Origin of the sequence: Bordetella genomosp. 4, assembly GCF_002261185.1 — a bacterium.
GTDB lineage: Bacteria > Pseudomonadota > Gammaproteobacteria > Burkholderiales > Burkholderiaceae_B > Bordetella_A.
The window spans coordinates 883,190-901,005 of sequence record NZ_NEVQ01000013.1; the positions used below are offsets into that span (position 1 = coordinate 883,190).

Annotated in this window: 18 protein-coding genes and 1 pseudogene; 13 read left to right on the forward strand and 6 right to left on the reverse strand. The window is 59.6% G+C overall.

What is annotated here, in order from left to right; genetic code table 11:
- Positions 1 to 45: 45 nt before the first annotated feature.
- The 8 genes from CAL20_RS14285 (at position 46) to CAL20_RS14320 (ending at position 8,325) form a co-directional block, all read left to right on the forward strand.
- Positions 46 to 939, forward strand: a complete 894-nt coding sequence (locus tag CAL20_RS14285) for a LysR family transcriptional regulator (RefSeq protein ID WP_094821785.1) — start codon at positions 46 to 48, stop codon at positions 937 to 939.
- A gap of 200 nt (positions 940 to 1,139) precedes the next feature.
- Positions 1,140 to 2,078, forward strand: coding sequence for a hydroxymethylglutaryl-CoA lyase (locus tag CAL20_RS14290; protein WP_094838174.1), 939 nt, complete (start codon positions 1,140 to 1,142; stop codon positions 2,076 to 2,078).
- 15 nt (positions 2,079 to 2,093) lie between these two features.
- The gene (locus tag CAL20_RS14295; RefSeq protein ID WP_094838175.1) at positions 2,094 to 3,065 is read left to right on the forward strand and encodes an SMP-30/gluconolactonase/LRE family protein; all 972 of its coding nucleotides are present in this window, start codon (positions 2,094 to 2,096) and stop codon (positions 3,063 to 3,065) included.
- Positions 3,066 to 3,139: 74 nt separating this feature from the next.
- Positions 3,140 to 4,168: a TRAP transporter substrate-binding protein gene (locus CAL20_RS14300; RefSeq protein ID WP_094821788.1), complete on the forward strand. Its 1,029-nt coding sequence runs from the start codon at positions 3,140 to 3,142 to the stop codon at positions 4,166 to 4,168.
- 3 nt (positions 4,169 to 4,171) lie between these two features.
- Positions 4,172 to 4,774 (forward strand): TRAP transporter small permease, encoded by a 603-nt coding sequence (locus CAL20_RS14305; RefSeq protein WP_094821789.1) that lies wholly within the window; start codon positions 4,172 to 4,174, stop codon positions 4,772 to 4,774.
- Positions 4,771 to 6,051 carry a TRAP transporter large permease gene (locus CAL20_RS14310; RefSeq protein WP_094821790.1) on the forward strand — a complete coding sequence of 427 codons (1,281 nt, stop codon included), beginning with the start codon at positions 4,771 to 4,773 and terminating at the stop codon, positions 6,049 to 6,051. Before CAL20_RS14305 ends, CAL20_RS14310 begins: the two co-directional genes overlap by 4 nt.
- Before the next feature lie 3 nt (positions 6,052 to 6,054).
- Positions 6,055 to 7,260: a CaiB/BaiF CoA transferase family protein gene (locus tag CAL20_RS14315; protein WP_254924095.1), complete on the forward strand. Its 1,206-nt coding sequence runs from the start codon at positions 6,055 to 6,057 to the stop codon at positions 7,258 to 7,260.
- A 99-nt stretch (positions 7,261 to 7,359) separates the two neighbouring features.
- Positions 7,360 to 8,325 carry a Bug family tripartite tricarboxylate transporter substrate binding protein gene (locus CAL20_RS14320; RefSeq protein WP_094821791.1) on the forward strand — a complete coding sequence of 322 codons (966 nt, stop codon included), beginning with the start codon at positions 7,360 to 7,362 and terminating at the stop codon, positions 8,323 to 8,325.
- A 17-nt stretch (positions 8,326 to 8,342) separates the two neighbouring features.
- On the opposite strand, the gene CAL20_RS14325 is transcribed toward CAL20_RS14320, so the two are convergent.
- The 3 genes and pseudogenes from CAL20_RS14325 to CAL20_RS14335 form a co-directional block, all read right to left on the reverse strand.
- Positions 8,343 to 8,714, reverse strand: a complete 372-nt coding sequence (locus CAL20_RS14325; RefSeq protein WP_094821792.1) for a hypothetical protein — start codon at positions 8,712 to 8,714, stop codon at positions 8,343 to 8,345.
- A gap of 396 nt (positions 8,715 to 9,110) precedes the next feature.
- Positions 9,111 to 10,142: pseudogene (locus tag CAL20_RS14330) on the reverse strand (AI-2E family transporter); the annotation flags it as partial.
- Positions 10,143 to 10,200: 58 nt separating this feature from the next.
- Entirely contained in the window at positions 10,201 to 10,893 is a 693-nt protein-coding gene (locus tag CAL20_RS14335) for a DUF3053 family protein (protein WP_094821793.1), read from the reverse strand.
- Positions 10,894 to 10,988: 95 nt separating this feature from the next.
- Here CAL20_RS14335 and CAL20_RS14340 point away from each other — a divergent pair, with 95 nt between their 5' ends.
- From CAL20_RS14340 to CAL20_RS14350, 3 genes are all read left to right on the forward strand, one after another.
- On the forward strand, positions 10,989 to 11,375 hold the full coding sequence (locus CAL20_RS14340) for a hypothetical protein (protein WP_094821794.1): 387 nt from the start codon (positions 10,989 to 10,991) through the stop codon (positions 11,373 to 11,375).
- A gap of 412 nt (positions 11,376 to 11,787) precedes the next feature.
- Positions 11,788 to 12,075 (forward strand): hypothetical protein, encoded by a 288-nt coding sequence (locus CAL20_RS14345; protein ID WP_094821795.1) that lies wholly within the window; start codon positions 11,788 to 11,790, stop codon positions 12,073 to 12,075.
- A gap of 173 nt (positions 12,076 to 12,248) precedes the next feature.
- Entirely contained in the window at positions 12,249 to 12,941 is a 693-nt protein-coding gene (locus CAL20_RS14350) for a cytochrome b/b6 domain-containing protein (protein ID WP_094821796.1), read from the forward strand.
- 75 nt (positions 12,942 to 13,016) lie between these two features.
- Here CAL20_RS14350 and gcvA read toward each other — a convergent pair whose 3' ends face one another.
- The gene (gene gcvA, locus CAL20_RS14355; protein ID WP_176456520.1) at positions 13,017 to 13,916 is read right to left on the reverse strand and encodes a transcriptional regulator GcvA; all 900 of its coding nucleotides are present in this window, start codon (positions 13,914 to 13,916) and stop codon (positions 13,017 to 13,019) included.
- A gap of 126 nt (positions 13,917 to 14,042) precedes the next feature.
- On the opposite strand from gcvA, the gene CAL20_RS14360 reads away from it, so the two are divergent.
- Both CAL20_RS14360 and CAL20_RS14365 read left to right on the forward strand, forming a co-directional pair.
- The gene (locus CAL20_RS14360) at positions 14,043 to 14,666 is read left to right on the forward strand and encodes a glutathione S-transferase family protein (protein WP_094821797.1); all 624 of its coding nucleotides are present in this window, start codon (positions 14,043 to 14,045) and stop codon (positions 14,664 to 14,666) included.
- Between the two features lie 95 nt (positions 14,667 to 14,761).
- Positions 14,762 to 15,721, forward strand: coding sequence for an LLM class oxidoreductase (locus CAL20_RS14365; RefSeq protein ID WP_256981555.1), 960 nt, complete (start codon positions 14,762 to 14,764; stop codon positions 15,719 to 15,721).
- Between the two features lie 64 nt (positions 15,722 to 15,785).
- Here the strand turns inward: CAL20_RS14365 and CAL20_RS14370 are convergent, their stop codons facing one another.
- Positions 15,786 to 16,244 carry a c-type cytochrome gene (locus tag CAL20_RS14370; RefSeq protein WP_094838177.1) on the reverse strand — a complete coding sequence of 153 codons (459 nt, stop codon included), beginning with the start codon at positions 16,242 to 16,244 and terminating at the stop codon, positions 15,786 to 15,788.
- A 53-nt stretch (positions 16,245 to 16,297) separates the two neighbouring features.
- Positions 16,298 to 17,674: an adenylosuccinate lyase gene (gene purB / locus CAL20_RS14375; protein ID WP_094822117.1), complete on the reverse strand. Its 1,377-nt coding sequence runs from the start codon at positions 17,672 to 17,674 to the stop codon at positions 16,298 to 16,300.
- Between the last annotated feature and the right edge of the window lie 142 nt (positions 17,675 to 17,816).

Consider the following 17,816-nt stretch of genomic DNA (forward strand, 5'->3'; position numbering starts at 1 on the left):
GTCAGCGTCCGGATGAGCATACGCAGGCATCAAACCTTGCGAAACATGAGCACTCGGCTAGATCTTTATTCCCTGCAGGTTTTCTTGGCCGTGCTCGAAGAAGGCAGTATCGCCGCTGCCGCCGTGCGCGAGCACATTGCACCCTCGGCTTTATCCAAGCGGCTTTCCGAGCTGGAACGCACGCTCGACGTCACCCTGTTTCAACGCCACGCCCGCGGGGTAGAACCGACCAGCGCCGCCCGCGCGCTGGCGCGGCGTGCCCGGGCCCTGTTGCATCAAACGCAGGATCTGGCGTCCGAGATACGCGACTACTCCACCGGCCTGCGCGGCCGCGTCCGTGTGGCGGCCAACCTGTCTTCGATCGCCCAGTTTCTGCCGGCCGAGCTGCGTCGATTCATGGATCAGCACCCCAATGTGCAGATCGATCTGGAAGAATCCGTCAGCGCAGGCGTCACCCGTGCCGTCCTGGATAGTGCGGCCGACATCGGAGTCTATACCCAGTCCGATGACGAACAGGGATTGGACGTCTTTCCCTATCACCGCGACGTGATGGCCGTGGTCATCCCACGTAATCACCCCTTGGCCAGACGCAAATCCGTCGCGTTTGCCGAAACGCTGGACTATGACCACGTCGGCATGCATCGCGGCAGCGCCGCCAATTATCTGTTTACGCGCGAGGCCGCGGCGATCAACCGGACGCTGCGCCTGCGTTTTCAGGTCACCTCATACGATGCGCTGGTGGCCATGGTCCGTGCCAATCTGGGCCTGGGCATCGTGCCGGTCAAGGCCCTGTCGATACATACTACCGAGGACCTGCGCATCGTCCCGCTCAAGGACATGTGGGCTCAACGCCAATTGAAATTGTGCGTACGCAGCAATGAAGCGCTGTCGGGCGCCGCCAGACGGTTGCTCGACCATCTCATCCAGGAAGCCGCCTGATTCACGCTGCGGCTGGCCATCCCGCCCGGGCTGAAAAGCATCGCCCCGACGCCAAGGCTTGCTGCATCAGCCATCGCGTTTGGCGATGGCCCATCGAATATTCACGAATTGTCGCATCGGCGCTGATCTCGGAACATAAAAACCGACATCAGCACGCCGGGCTCGACCGCTGCCAGCCTGGCCATCAGGAGACAGACGCCGTGACGCTTCCAGATCGAGTCGAGATCGTGGAGGTAGGCCTGCGCGACGGATTGCAGATCGAATCCGAGTTTGTGCCTACCGACACGAAAGTCGATATTCTCCACGCCTTGATAGATGCCGGCGTGCGGCATTTCGAGGCTACCTCCTTTGTGTCCCCGCGCGCCGTCCCGCAGATGCGCGATGCGATCGACGTGCTCGCAGGGGTGCGCAAACAGCCGGGGGTCGTACTGAGTGCCTTGGCTCCCAACCGCAAAGGCGTCGAGCGTGCGCTGGAATCTGAGGCAGACGAAGTAGTGGTTTTCTTGTCGGCCACGGAAAGCCACAACCTGAAAAACCTGAACCGACCTATCGAGCAGTCGCTACGCGATATCGAAGAGATCGCCGAATTGCTCAAGGACAAACCGTTGAAACGCAAGGGCGCCATTGCCGTCGCCTTCGGCTGTCCATTTGAAGGCGATGTGGACCTGGGCACGATCAAGACCATCTTCAACCGCTTCGTAGACCTGGGATTCAACGCGGTAACGCTGGGCGATACCACCGGCATGGCAACACCGAAGCTCGTACGGCAGACAGTAGAAGCCCTGCGCGCCGAAGCCCCCGACATGAAGATATCCCTGCATTTTCATAACACGCGCGGCATAGGCCTGGTCAATGTTGTCGAAGGCCTGCGTGCAGGCATTACGTCCTATGAGTCCTCATTGGCAGGCCTTGGCGGATGTCCGTTCGCACCCGGCGCCACCGGCAATATCTGTACCGAGGACCTGGTCTATTTGCTGGACGAAATGGGCATCGACAGCGGCATTGACCTGCAGGCGTTGATCCGCATTGCACAGCGTCTGGAAGGCGTAGTAGGACGGCGCCTGCCCGGGCAATTGATGAAGGCGGGCCCGCGTCTCAATCTGCATGATGTGCATGCCGCCACTGCTGCTGTGGGTTAACGCCGAGGAGCCTTGATGAACGATACGACCGGTCTATCGCCCGCGGCACTGCCGCTCTCGGCGATACGTGAAACTGCCGTCAATCTCAACCGTCCGGAATGTGTGCTTTGCACCGCCGCGGGGGATCTTTACGTTTCGGATAAAGCTGGCGGTATTCGGCACATCCAGTCCAATGGCGACGCCCGCCTGATTGGCGCCCAACCAGGCCTCATTCCCAATGGCTTTGCCCTGATGCGCGACGGATCCTTTACCGTCGCCAATCTGGCCGATAACGGCGGTGTATGGCGCATTACCCGCAATGGACAGGCGACGCCCCATATCCAGGAGATCGATGGCGTCGCGCTACCCAGTGTAAATTTTGTCTGGCTGGATGACGCGGAACGATTGTGGATTTGCGTCAGCACCGTACGCAAAGGCGATCATCAGTTCCGCCGCGATATAGCCGATGGATTCATCGCAGTGCAGGACCAGCAAGGCGTGCGCGTCGTCGCACAGGACATACATTGGACTAATGAATGCCGTGCGGATCCCACAGGTCAGTTCCTCTATGTAAACGAGACCTTCGGCCGCCGCCTGCTGCGCTTTCGCATCGGAGCGCGCGGCACCCTGAGTGAACGCACTGTCATTACCGAATTTGGCAAAGGCACCTATCCGGATGGCATGGCGGTAGACGAAGAAGGCCATGTCTGGGTCATCAGCGTTGTGTCCAACCGCGTCATCCGCGTCAGCCCTGACGGCAAACAACAACTGATCATCGAAGACCTCGATACTGCACATATCGACAAGCTGGAAACCGAATATCTCGCGAATCGCCTGAGCCGCCCCCTGGTGTACGACAACCATAGCGTCAAGCTGCAGAACATCACCAGCCTGGCCTTTGGCGGACCCGATAGAAAAACGGCATATATGGGCTGCATCAACGGCACCTCGCTGGCGGTGTTCGACGCCCCTGTCGCTGGCCTGAAGCCCGTGCACTGGAACTGGTAAAGATCGGCGCGATTTACATGCGCATCACAAAGGCAATACGTCCGTAGACGACGAGCCCCCAAGGAGGAGACATCATGAAGCAGCAATGGCTTACGCAGGCCTGCAGGCAAAAAATATTGTTGACGGTATCGGTGGCCGCCGCGCTCGTCGCCGGCACATTAGGTTTCGCAGGCGACGTGCAGGCGCGCGAGATGAAGATCGCCACCATCGCCGCCTCAAACAGCCCTTGGGACCATGCGATGCGCGCCTTCGCTGACGAGGCGGCCAAACAGTCACAAGACGATCTGAAGGTACATGTCTATACCGACGGACAACTCGGGGATATCAGCAAGATCCTCTCGTCCATGCAGTTAGGCACCTTGGACATGGGATATTTTGGCCTGGGTTCGGTGGTCTTTCTGCGCGGCGCGCAACCCCTGAACATTCTGTACGCGCCCTACTTATTCAAAAGCGGCGAGCAAGCCGAACGTATCGTCAATAGCGAAGAATTCCAAAAACTTTTCGACGAGGTCGCCAAGAAGTCCGGCGTCCGGGTGTTTGCCGCTTTCGGCATCCGGTCGCCCCGCGCGCTGCAGACCGTCTCACGCGCGATCAACAAACCGGAGGACGTGAAAGGCTTGAAACTGCGCATTCCGTCCATTCCGATCCTGAAGACCACGTTTGAAACGCTGGGCGCGCAGGTGGTTCCTTTGGGCATGACAGAGATCTATACCGCCTTGGGCAGAGGCATGATAGACGGGCAGGACAATGGTTTCGATCTGTCCATTCCGCTGCGCTTTCATGAGGAAGCCAAATATTGGGCTGCGACAGACCACGCCTATGAACTCACCGGCTGGTTCATTTCCGAACGCACCTGGCAGGGCCTGAGCGACAAAGAGCGTGCTGCCCTTGTCGCCGCTGCCAAGGCCGGCGGCCAAGTCGCGACGAAACTGGACAAGGAACTGGACGACAACGCCGTCAAAATCCTGAAAGATGCCGGCGTGACCTATACGCAACCCGACAAAGCCGCGTTCCAGGCCGCGCTGGCCAACGTCTACAAACAATACGAGGGCAAAGATTGGCCCGAAGGCCTGGTCGAGCGCATTCAAAAAATGCAGGAGTGAACCATGAGCGTGCCGATACGCGCGGCTGCACCCTCCTCTGCTGTCTTGCACAGCGCCACCGGTTGGCGTTCGTGGGTATTGCGAGCGGACCGCGTGGTTTGCTGGATCGGCCGATTGAGCGTCGTCCTGACGCTGGCCGTCGTGCTGATATCCTGTTTTTTCCAGGTGCTGGACCGCTATGCCCTGAAAACCCAGTTCGATGCCTGGGACCAGATAGCGCGTATCGGCATGCTGTGGTCTGCCTTTTTAGGTGCGGCGATGGCGCTGCGGGAGCGCCGCAACGTGGTCATCGATATCATCGACCGACATCTGTCTGAACGCGTGCGCAAGGTCCGAGATAGACTTTTTGATGCACTGCTGCTCGTGCTGGCCATTACGCTGTTCGTCAAAGGACTGGATGTGGTCGCCGTCGGCCGGTTTCAAGACATCGTAGGGACGCCGTTCACCTATGCCGTGAGCTATGCCTCCCTGACAACGGGCATGGTGTTTTTCATCCTGTTTTTGGCTCTGCGTCTGATCATTCCTCAGGCACCGCCTCCACAGGATGTCTTTCACACCGAGCCGGACGTGGACCATACGGCGGTGCCGCCAGGAGACCCGTCATGATCATCGGCTCGGTCATTCTGTTCATTGTGCTGATATTGATAGGCCTGGATATTGGTTTTTCGATGATTACGGCAGCGATGGTGGGCATGCTGTTCAAATCGGGCGGCGGCGTAGACATCGTGCAGGCGCCGCTGACAATGCTCGGCAGCATCGACGAAACTGCCCTGGTGGCGATTCCCCTATTCATTCTGGCTGGCGAGCTGATGAACCGCGGCGGCGTCACCCTGCGCCTGATCGACTGGTCCATGGCAATGGTGGGCCACTTGCGCGGCAGTCTGTCGCAGGTCTCGTTGACCACCAATCTGGTCATGGCCGGCATCAGCGGCTCAGCCGTCGCCGACGCCAGCGCCATTGGCACGGCGATGATTCCGTCGATGAAACAAGAGGGCTATCGACGCGGCTACCCAGAGGCCGTCATCGCGTGCGGCGCCATGTTGGGCCCTATCCTGCCGCCCTCCATCCCGATGATCGTCTACGCTGTGCTGGCCAATTTGTCGATCATCCGCCTGTTCCTGGCAGGCGTCATTCCCGGCTTCATGTTGCTGGCAGGCTATATGGCCATATGCGCATGGCAGGCGCGCCGTCATCACTATCGCTCGCGGCCCAGGGCCAGCTGGCCGGAACGTGCTCGCGTGACGCGTGCGTCGATCTGGGCGTTGATGATGCCCATCTTGATCATCGTGGGAATTCGTTTTGGCCTGTTGACGGATACCGAAGCGGCCGCCTTTGTCGCGGTCTATGCCCTGTTGGTTGGCCTGCTGGTGTATCGCGAACTGAAGCCGGGGAATTTGAGCGAAGTGTTCTATTCGGCCGGCCGCACTATGGCGGTGGTGTTGTTTCTGCTCGCGGCGGCGGGCCCGTTCAGTTGGCTGATCAGCGAATCTCGTGTCGCGGCCTCGATTGCCCATGCCATTTTGGGGATATCGGATCAACCTTGGGTGATCCTGTTGACGGTGAATGTTTTTCTTATCCTGGTCGGAAAGATCCTGGAACCCCTGCCCGCCATGATCATCACGTTGCCTGCGCTGTTGCCGATCGGTGCACAACTAGGCATGGATCCGATCCAGTACGCGATGATTTTGATCCTGAATCTGATGACCGGCATGCTGACACCGCCCGTCGGCATTCTGCTCTTTGTGACCTCTGCGGTAGGCCGCACCCCTATCGGCCCTATCGTACGCGAGGTCATTCCGTTCTTTATCTGGTCGTTGATCGTCCTCGCATTGATCTGCGCCTTTCCTCCACTGACTTTATGGCTACCCAGCCTGGGCGGCTGACACATGCATCCATCTGAACAAGACACGAACATGCCATTGACGGGAATTCGCGTTCTCGATCTGACTCGAATTATCTCCGGCCCCTACTGCACGTCGATCCTGGCGGATATGGGCGCCGAGGTGATCAAAATCGAAACGCCGGGTGAAGGTGACCCAGTACGCCGCCAGGGTGTCATTCGCGATGGCCTGAGTTGGTATTTCGCGAACTACAACCGCAACAAGAAATCCGTGACCCTGGACTTGTACAGCCAGGAAGGCAAGGACATTTTGCGCAGCCTGATCCCGCGCTGCGATGTCATCATCGAGAACTATCGCCCGGGCATCATGGAAAAAATGGGCTTGGGCAGCGACGCGCTGAAGGTCCTGCGGCCCGACATCATTCACTGCAGTATCAACGGATTCGGCACATCGGGCCCCTACCGTGACCGGCCTTCGTTCGATTTCATCGCCCAGGCCATGAGCGGATTCATGAGCCTGAATGGCGCGGAAAGTGATCCTCCCATGCGTGCCGCACCGCCTATCAGCGATTTGATTGCCGGGATGAACGGCGCATTGGGCGTCATGGCTGCACTACTGCGGCGTGACCGCACGGGCCGCGGCGATACGATCAGCGTCAGCCTGCTGAGCAGCATGATAGGCCTGCTTAGTTTTCATGCGGCAAACTATTTCGCCAATGGACAACTGCCTGCCCGCACCGGCAACGATCACGGCATCGTCGCGCCATACGGTCTGTTCGAAACGGCAGACGGCCAGGTGGCGATTGCGCCGTCCAACGACGCAATGTATGAAAAACTCCTCGATGCGCTGGAATTACAGGAGTTGCGCACCCATCCCGATTTCCAGGCAAACGCCGATCGCATGCTGAACCGGACGTCGATCAAGGCCATCGTCGAGGCACGCACTCGAGAACAACCTACGCACTACTGGATCGAGCGCTTGAATCGCTACGGTGTGCCGTGCGGACCAGTGATGAACCTGCGAGAGGTCTTTGCCGATCCCCAAGTCGCAGATCAAGAAATGGCGATTGACGTCCCGCATCCGGATGGCCAACAAGTACGCATGCTGGGCTTTCCTGTGAAATTCACCGAAGCACCCTGCCGGGCATATCGCGCGTCACCAGAACTCGGGGCTGACACCGATGACGTGCTCACCGAGCTGGGGCTCTCTCGCGAATACATAGCCCAACTGCGCCAAGCCGGCAAAATCTGAAATACCTACACAAGGCCTGCACTCGGGCCTTATTCGCATCGAGCAGTACACAACGCTGGCATCATGACCAGCGCACAACCCCCAAAGGAGACAGACATCATGCTACGTGCCACCCTACTCGCGGGCTGCTTTATGGCCCTTGCAATGCCCGCCGTGGCGCAAAAGAATTATCCCGACCAACCGATTCGCATCATCGTACCGTTCACCCCCGGCGGAGGTACCGATTTTCTCTCTCGTACCGTTGCGGCGAAATTGGCCGAGACCACTAAATGGAACGTCGTCGCAGAAAACCGCGCCGGCGCGGGCGGCACGGTTGGTATCTCGGCCGCAGCACGCGCGCAACCCAACGGCTACGAAATCGTCATGGGCCAGACCGACAATCTGGCCGTCGCGCCCTCGCTCTATAGCAAACTCACTTATGACCCGATCAAGGACTTTGCACCCATCGGCATCGTCGGCGAAGCCCCGCTGATCGTCGTGGCGGGCAAGAACAGCCCCTACAAGTCGTTGGACGATTTGATCAAAGCGGCCAAGAAAGCACCTGGCACCATCAACTATGGTTCGCCCGGTGCAGGCACGATTACCCATCTGGCTGCGGAACTGCTGCAACAAAAGGCCGATATCAAACTGGTGCACGTGCCATACAAGGGCTCTGGTCCGGCGATGGCCGACCTGTTGGGCGGACAGATCCCCATCATCTTTACATCCATACCCTCGTCAGCACCGCAGATCAAAGCAGGCACCGTGATTCCCTTGGCGGTCACCTCGCCCAAGCGCAGCCCCGCCATGCCAGATGTACCAACCGTCGCCGAGCTGGGTTATCCCGATTTCGACGTACGCGTCTGGTATGGTTTGCTGGCGCCGGCACAGACAGACAAGCATATCGTGCAGACGTTGAATACGGAGCTGAACAAGATTCTTGCGCTCCAGGACATTAAAGACGCGCTGGCAGCTCAAGGCGCAACGGCCATGCCGACGACGCCTGATCAATTTGCGCAAACCATAGAGCACGATCTCCAAAAATGGAAACCGGTCATCAAGGCCGCCAATCTCAAACTGGACTAGCGGCCTGACTGCAGCGACTACGCCGCCACACGCAGATGCCGCTTGCCGCGGCGGCCAGTGGCGGGGCCGGGGCTGGGGTTGAGCAGGCTGCTCGGGATATCGGCGAGCAGCGCTTGCTCGCCTGTTTGGCTGATCTGCCCTGGCAAGATCCAGCTCTTGCCATCACCGCACTCGGTGTCCCGCAGATGTTGCGCAAGACGCATGGCGTCATGTTCCGCCCGCTCGCGGCTGGGACGGGCAACCTCGCAAAAACGCGTAAAGCTGAACGTCCAGTCGGATTCACGGCCAATGACCTCGACACACCCCCGGTATTCGCCCAGGTCGGCCTCGTGCACACGAGGACGAATGGTATAGCTCACCTTGGAAGCGAACGCAGCATAAGTGTCCATAGCGGATCTCCCTGATGATGTCCTGCCCATTCAGAGTAGACCAAGAACATGATCAAACTATGGCCATTTGCAATCTTTGAAAACCATTACGAAAAAGTTACATAAGCCATAATTCAGTACATTCGCGCCCGGCTTTTGACATCAGATCTTGTCGGATCGCCGTTTTCCCCGGGAGCGAGCACTTTGACGGGGCGGGTTATTTTGGTCGGAATGTTGCGCTCCCGAGGTGAAATCCCCCGATTTTGTATCTGTAGAACGTTGCGCATGGGCCACACGAGGCGCTTGAGCGGGGCGCGCCTGGCTGGATGATCCGTCTTGCGGCATACGCCATTCATGACTGTCACGCCGCTGCGAACGCTGTCCTTTTCGTTGACCCGTCAAGGTCGCAAAATCCGACGAAAACAAGTCCCACGATGCAATGAACAGCGCGGCGATCAACGGCCCGATCACAAAGCCGTTCAGCCCGAATAGCCCCATCCCGCCCAGCGTGGAAATCAGCACCACATAGTCGGGGAGCTTGGTGTCTTTACCGACCAGCAAGGGACGCAATACGTTGTCGACCATGCCGATCACCAGCACACCGTACAAAGCCAACGCCACGCCCTGCCACAGCTCGCCCGAGACCAGGAAATAGACGGCGACCGGCCCCCAGACCAAGCCTGCGCCGATGGCGGGCAGCAATGACAGAAATGCCATCACTACGCCCCATAACACCGGCCCCTGGATGCCAAGTATGTAAAAAATCACCCCGCCCAGCGCCCCCTGCGCAGCCGCCACAGCGATGTTGCCTTTGACGGTTGCCCGGATCACGGTGGTGAATTTGCGCAGCAAGTGCAATTTGTGTGTATCGCTCAAGGGAATTGCCTCGCGCAACCGCGCCGACACAATCGAGCCATCACGCAGCAAAAAGAACAGCAGATACAACATCACGCCAAAGCTGATCAGAAACTCAAAGGTGTTCTGGCCGATATTGAATGCCTGCGTGGCGATGTACTGACTGCCTTGCATGGCGCCGGCAGTCAGCTTGTCCTGCATGCTGGATAGATCGCCGATTCCGAAACGATCCATCATGTTTTGCACGCTGGCGGGCATCGCATCCAGTATCTGCTGCACATAAGAACCGAAGTTCAAATTCCCTGACTTGACGCGTTGATACAGACTGCTGCCCTCCTGCACCAGCGAGCCGGCAATGAACGTCACCGGTACGATCACCACCACCAACACCAGCATCAATGAGATCAGTGCCGCGAGATTGCGCCTGCCGCCGAGTTTGGCGGCGATGCGCCGATGAATCGGCGCAAAAATGATGGCTAGAATCGCGCCCCAGAAAACCGCGCCATACAGCGGCCACAATACCCAGACAAAGGCGATCGACACGACCACCAGGAGAAACAGGAAAAAGCGGTAATGCAGGTTGGAGCCATTCATAGCGTGAATTCCATGCGCGGCGTTGGCCGCGAGTGCTGCGATTGTACAAATGGTCGGATCATAGGGGCTGCAATGTCTGCAAACGAGCTTGTGCCTGCTCGACAGCGGCAGCGTGACTATTCAACGTATCGAGCAGTTGGTTGAGCTCGCGTTGCACAGAGGGATCGCGCACAGCGGCAGAGTCGGCTTCGATCGTGATCTGATCCGCGTGCTTGGTGAGGAAATCCGCTACACGCAGGGCGTCATCCAAAGAAGCCAGGGCTATAGCAGTCAGCTCGTCCAGGACGCCGACCGGCTGGGTCGCGATTTTGTCGTAGGCTTTGGTGTACACCGGCTGCAGGTCCGCAGGCTGCTCCCATTCGGCACGCTCGGACTGCGCATGAGCCTGTGCCTGACGCAGTGCCTCTTGCCCGGCAGCCAAGGCTTGACGGTCGGCCAACAGGGTCTGGTGGCGTGCCTGCAGCTGCGCTAGCGATGCCAGCTCCTCGTGCTCGAAAGCATTCGTCAGATTCTGCATTTGTTGCTGGACAGCATTGTCCACGGCACTCAGCACCGCATATTGGTCGGCATAATCGCCCAACGCATCACGCTGCGTCTCGTCCAGCGCGGGAACGCGGCGATCGGCCGTATCAATTACCTGAGTCTGCAGCCATGCAATAAACGCGGCACGTTGCTCCGGCTCTTTATTGACGCAGCCGGCAATGGCCATACTCAGCAAGACGATGCTGATGAACTGAAAGGCGATACGCATGATTCTCCTGAAATACGCCGATACTGCGCCGGCTGCCTGTCGCTCACGCCGCAGCCGGACCGCTTACGCCGCATAGACTACCCTACAATGGCGACATGAACGCATCCAACTCTTCGCCTTCTGTTACCGGCTCCAGCGAATCGCAACCCTGGGGTTACACCCATCCCGACTGCCGAGGCTCGTCGGCATTCCTGTTTTTCACATCGGACCTCGCTCGCGTGGTGAACCAGGAGCTGGCCGGCCAATCGCTGGACGCCGCTGCCATGGCGCGCGCACAGCAAGCGGTCGACGCCTTGGTTCAACGATATATAGACATCCAGGCAGCACCCGCGGCGTTCAATGGCCAGCGCATCCTCCTCAAACTGGATACCACCGCCCCTGGCGGCACACCGCAAGTCGCCCTGGAAATGTCGCCAGAGCTCGAAGACCAAATCATCGAAGCTCAACGCCTGGCGCACCAGCAGGCCGCAATGCGTCAGTAATACTCTGTCATGTATGGGCCGACTTAAAGAAAAGAAACGTCGGCTTGTACCATTGCCAAGAAAAGTCTTGCCAAAACAATAATTTAGCGTTATATTAGAAAACTTGGCAGTAAATGCCCCCGGGATACGCTAGGCAAAACGCCTGGCACATTATTTAAATCCATAATTCATCCCGGCGGCGGCCTTGGCGAAATACACCCAACATTAATCCGCCATCCTGCCTTGACTCCATGGCCATTGGCCTTTTGTTTGAATTGCCCCGCCCCAACCGAGGCATTTGCCGCATTGCGCATACGGCCAACGTTCGTGCAGCATTTGCGGCTCGAGATTGACACCCCTTTGGTCTTTCCTGCTTTTACGCAGCTTGCTCAAGGCTTGTCATTGCATTTCCATAACCATAATGAGAACTCAAATGAACCACTACATTCACCCTATTACGCCGTCTGAACTGCTGCCTCGCCGCGCCCATACCAAGCTCGATCAGATGCCGATCCACGTCGGCGATATCGTGCACCTGCGGCCGGCTCATGGCCCTGCAATTCGCGCCACGGTGATTTACAACGCACCGATCAACGGCACGGTGACGTACACGACCGACGTCGTGCGCCCCCGCGGCTGCGCAGATCAGCGCGGCATGCGTATCCGATTCCGGCACGAACACGTGCATCGAATCGAGCCCGTACGCAAGCAGGCAGCTTGATCCCATCACATAATGGGTTAGCTCCAACGACTGCCAGCCCGAGTGCGCCGCATCCGATGCGGCACACTCGGGCTGCGAACGGCGCGTTGGGCGATTAAGTATCGAACTCCAAACGCTGGAAGCAACAAGCCCGTGATAAAGTGGTTTTCCCTTTTTCCGAGCCGGCTTCGCCCATGCTGCACACGCGTTCCTGTATCCGCATCTGGGACTTTCCCACTCGTCTATTCCACTGGGCCTTGGCCATCTGTGTCATCGGCGCCTACGTCAGCGTCAAGCTGGGCGGTTTGTACATGGATTGGCATGTCCGCTTCGGGCTGGCCACGCTAGGCCTGATCCTGTTTCGCGTGCTCTGGGGGCTGATCGGCCCACGCTATGCGCGTTTTTCCACCTTTGTCCGCGGGCCCGGCGCTATCAAACGCTATATGCAGGGCGCTGCGACTTCTGCCGGCCATAACCCCCTGGGCGCTTTGTCCGTCATTGCCATGCTGGTGGTATTGGGTTTTCAGACAATCAGCGGCCTGTTCATCAGCGACGATATCATGACGCAAGGTCCGTTATATGGCCGGGTCGACGACAGCATCTCGTCCTGGCTCGCGTCATGGCATGAGCGCAATGAATGGATCATCATCGGGCTGGTTGCCCTGCACTTGGTCGCCATCGTGTGGTACGTCGCGGTACGCCGGCGGCGTATCGTAGGCCCGATGATCACCGGCAACGCCCGGCCCCAGGACCTGCCGGCTGGCACGCCGCCGACCGAAGACGGCCCCATGATCTGGCTACGCGCCGCGATCATCGCAGCGGCGGTGACCGCCCTGGTGTTGTGGATCCGCTCGCTGGAACTCGTGGCGGATTTTTCGTTTTCGTAATCACCCGCGTGTCGCAACAAGCGCTACCCAGCAATGGTGGCGCGTCATGGGACGCTGGGCGCAAGCGTGGCGTCTCTATTGGCCAGCGTTGGCATCCTGCGCTTCTTCTTTGATCCATTCCGCAAACGCCCTGACTTCGGGGCGCTGCATGGCGCCCGGCAGCGTGACCAGGTAATAGGCAAAGCGCGCCGGCCAGGGCTTGTCCAGCACTTGCACCAGGCGGCCGGCGGCGATTTCCTCGCGCGCATATTCCTGCGGCACCAGGGCCAGCCCTTGGCAGGCCGCAGCAGCCCGGATCAGCAGATAGTCGTCCTCGAACGCCGTGCCGCGCTGCGCCCGAGGATCCTTGGCCGCACCGTGCGCGGCAAACCAAAGCGGCCAGTCCACCCGGTCGGAATCGTGCAGGAGCGGATAGTTCAGGCAGTCTTCCGGCTCTCGAATGGCATGGCTATGCGCCACTAGATCCGGGCAGGCCACCGGCACCAGCACCGGAGCCATCAGGCGAGTGACTTCCAGGCCGGGGTAATTGCCGAGCCCGTGACGCAACGCCACGTCCACACGGTCGCGGCGCATGTCCATCAAGGCGGAAGTCGCCTCGACGCGCACCTCGATCTGCGGATGCCGCTGGCTAAAGCGACCCAATCTCGGCACCAGCCAGGATGCGGCGAAGGTGGCGACGGTACTGACGGTCAGCGTTTGGCGGCCCTTGAATGCTTCCAGCGTGTCCACGGCTTTGTCGATCTGCGCGAACGCTTCGAGCAGCGAAGGATGGACGCCGGCGCCAGCTTCGGTCAGGCGCAAACCCTGCCGTTCCCGCGTGAATAACGCCATCCCCAGCCGATCTTCCAGCAATCGAATCTGCTGACTGACTGCACCGGAGGTGACATGCAGGGCTTCGGCGGCGGCCTTGATGCTGCCGCGCTGGCCAACTTCGACAAAGGTACGTAGCGCAGGCAGAGGCAGTGAGATAGCCATTAGATTTAGTTTTTCTAAAGACAGAAGCTAGAAATGATCGCTTTCGATTGCTCGATGATACAGCGATGATGCATGAAGTTTAGTGCTGTGAATTGTCTTTAGTAAACCTTAATTTTGGATGCTGCGATGATCGATCTTTACACCGACAGTTCGCCCAACGGCTTCAAAGCGACGATTGCCCTGGAAGAACTGGCACTGCCCTACCGCGTGCACCATGTCCGCATCAACGCGGGCGAACACCGGCAGCCGGCGTTCCTGGCGCTGAATCCGCATGGCCGCATCCCAGTCATCACAGACGATGAAACCGGCATCACGCTGTTCGAGTCGGCCGCCATTCTGCTCTACCTGGCCGAGAAGACCGGCCGGCTGCTGCCGCAGGACCCGGTGGCGCGCTGGGAGGCGATCAAGTGGCTGCAGTTCCACTCATCCAGCGCCGGTCCCATCATCGGGCAGCGCGTGCATTTCGAACTGTTCGCCCCGGAAAAGATACCGGCTGCCATCGAACGCTTCCGCCACCTGACAGAAACCGTATTTGCCGTGATAGACAGTCGCCTGAGCCAGCATCCCTACTTGGCTGGTGAGGATTACTCGATCGCCGACATTGCGCACTTTGGCTGGACGCACATCGCGCGCATCGTCGACTTCGATTTCAGCCAGCACACGCACATGAGCGCCTGGCATGAACGGATAGCGCAGCGGCCCGCCGTGCGCAAGGGCGTCACGCTACCCGAACCGGCAACGGGCGCATGAAGGAGGCCGACACGATGAACACGACGAGCACGATTCGGCCCATCACCAAAAACACGCCGTCTACAGCGTTTCACTCCCATCCCGGCTACCGGCGCATGTTCGCACCCGACCGCCTGACTATCGGCCTCTTTCTGCCACTGCGCTTCTATGAGGGTGACATGCGCGTCCTGAACGGGCAGACAGAGTTGGTGGAAATTATCGACCGCCACGGCTTCGCCGCCGTGTGGGTGCGTGACGTGCCGCTGTTCGATCCCAGGTTTGGCGATGCCGGGCAGGTTTTCGACCCCTTCACCTATCTGGCCTTTCTCGCCGCACGAACGAAGAACGTGGCACTGGCAACGGGTAGCGCCATTTTTTCGCTGCGCCATCCGATTGACCTGGCCAAGGCATCGGCCACCATCGACCAGCTATCGGGCGGCCGCCTGGTGCTGGGGATCGCCTCGGGCGACCGGCCCATTGAGTTCCCTGCCTATGGACTGCAACACGGGGAGCGCGGTGAGCGGTTTGCGCAGGCAGTCGCCTACTTCCGCCGACTCATGCAGGCCGGCCGGCTGGCGATAGACTCGCCGCTGGGCCGTTTTGAGAATGCGGAATTTCTGCCGCAGCCCACTACCGGTTCGATCCCGCTGATCGTCACCGGCTCGTCAGGCCAATCGCTGCCCTGGATCGCCGAGCACGCCGATGGCTGGCTGACGTATCCTGATGCCACGAATACGCCCACGGGTCCGCAGCGCCTGGCCCAAAAAATACGTGCCTGGCGCGACCTCATTCCCGATGGCGGCTTTCGTCCGCACATGACGAACGAATGGGTGGATTTGGTGGATGACCCCGACCATCCGCGCACGCCGCTGCAAGGCGGCTACGTTCTGCGCACCGGGCGTCATGGCCTGATCACCTTGCTGGAGGAATGGCAGGCGGCAGGTGTCAACCATGCCGCACTGGGGATACAGTTCGCGCAGCGGCCAGCGGCTGAGGTGATTCAGGAACTGGCCGAAGACGTATTGCCGCATTTCCCCACACATCAAGGACCGCCGACGATTACGGCCTCTTGGTGACGGCATGAAAAAACCCACCCCGGCCTGATGCCTTGGGTGGGTTTGCCGGCGGATTGCTTCGCGCTTATTTCTTTTCGCGATAGCTATCGTGGCAGGATTTACAGCTGGAGCCTACGCCGCCAAACGCGGCGCGGACCTTGTCCAGATCACCGGAGTCGGCAGCCACCTGCAGCTTGGCCAGATTTTCTTTCAGTGCATCGCGTTTTTGCTGAAAGCCTGCGGCATCGCTCCAGACCTCGGGGCGCGCCTCGCCGCCCTCGGTACCCGGTCCGAAACCCGCCCAAGGCAGTTCGGCCAGGGTATTGAGCAATTTCACATTGGCCTTGATCTGCTCGGCATCATAGGGGGCCTGTCCCTTGATCACTGGCTGCATGCGGCCGAAATGCGAGGCCATCAGCGTCAAAGCGGCCTGGCGGTATTTGATAGCGTCAGCCGGCTTGGCAAACTGTGCCTGCGCAGGCGCGGACCACAGAGACACAGCGATCGTACAGGCCGCAGCGGCCAGCAAGGGGAATTGCTTCATAGGGGGATCTCCCGATAGGTGCGACGAGGTGCCGGACAAGCCGGCACACACGACTATACCTCTCGTGCGAGACCCGCGGCCAGCCCGATGTAGGAGCGCGGCGTCATGGCCAACAGACGCGCCTTGGGCTCTTCCGGCAATGCCAGACCGCTGACGAATTCGCGCAAGGCGGCTTCGGTAATGCCTTTGCCGCGGGTCAGGGCCTTGAGTTGCTCGTAGGGCTGCGGCAGGCCATAGCGGCGCATGACGGTCTGCACGGGCTCGGCCAGGACTTCCCAGCAGGCGTCGATGTCGGCATCGATGGCCGCTGCGTTGACCTCGAGCTTGCCCAGGCCACGCAGGCAGGAATCCCACGCGACCAGGCTGTAACCCAAACCCACACCGAGGTTGCGCAGCACGGTCGAGTCGGTCAGATCACGCTGCCAACGCGACACGGGCAGTTTTTCCGACAGGTGGCGCAGCACGGCGTTGGCCAGGCCGAGGTTGCCCTCGGAATTCTCGAAATCGATGGGGTTGACCTTGTGCGGCATGGTGGACGAACCGACCTCGCCTTCCTTGAGGCGCTGCTTGAAATAGCCGAGCGCCACATAACCCCAGATATCGCGGTCCAGGTCGAGAATGATGACGTTGGCACGAGCCACGGCATCAAACAAGGCAGCCATCCAGTCGTGCGGCTCGATTTGAATGGTGTGACGGTTTTGTGTCAGCCCCAGCCCGCCGAGCACGCGCGCGCTGAACGCGGGCCAGTCGATTTCAGGATAAGCCGACAAATGGGCGTTGTAGTTGCCGGTGGCGCCGTTGAGCTTGGCCAGCGGTTCGACCGCCTCGATCGCCACGATGGCGCGCTGCAGGCGCGCAGCGACGTTGGCGAATTCCTTGCCCAGCGTGGTGGGGCTGGCAGGCTGGCCGTGGGTACGCGACAGCAGAGGCTGGTCGGCGTACTGGCGAGCCATGTCGCCCAGCGTATCCGCGATCTGGCGCAAACGCGGCACCACGACCTCGGCGCGAGCGCGCGTCAACATCAGGGCGTGGGACGTGTTGTTGATATCCTCGGAGGTGCAGGCAAAGTGAATGAACTCGGCGGCCCGGGCCAGTTCTTCATCGCCAGCGACCTTTTCTTTCAGCCAATATTCGACCGCTTTTACATCATGGTTCGTGGTGCGCTCGATGTCTTTGATACGAGCGGCATCAGCCTCGGAAAAGTCGCTGACCAACTGGGCCAGGCGCGCCCGTGCGCCCTGCGAAAAGCTCGGCAGCTCGGGCAGACCGGCATCCGACAACGCCACCAGCCAGGCCACCTCGACCTCGACGCGGTGCGCCATGAAGCCGGCTTCGGACAACAAACCCCGCAGCGCATCCCCGCGCGAGGCATAGCGGCCATCTAGCGGCGAAAGAGCATTGAGGTGACTGATTTGGTCGGCGATCTGCATGGCGTGAAGGGATGAAAAAAGAAGTAGGCAACCTGTGATTTTATCATCCAGGATAGGAGCATCATGCGGTAAAAACGTCACGTAGGGCCAACTTTGCATTTTTGCGGGGCTCGCCCTGCTATACTTCGCCCGCTTTCCGACT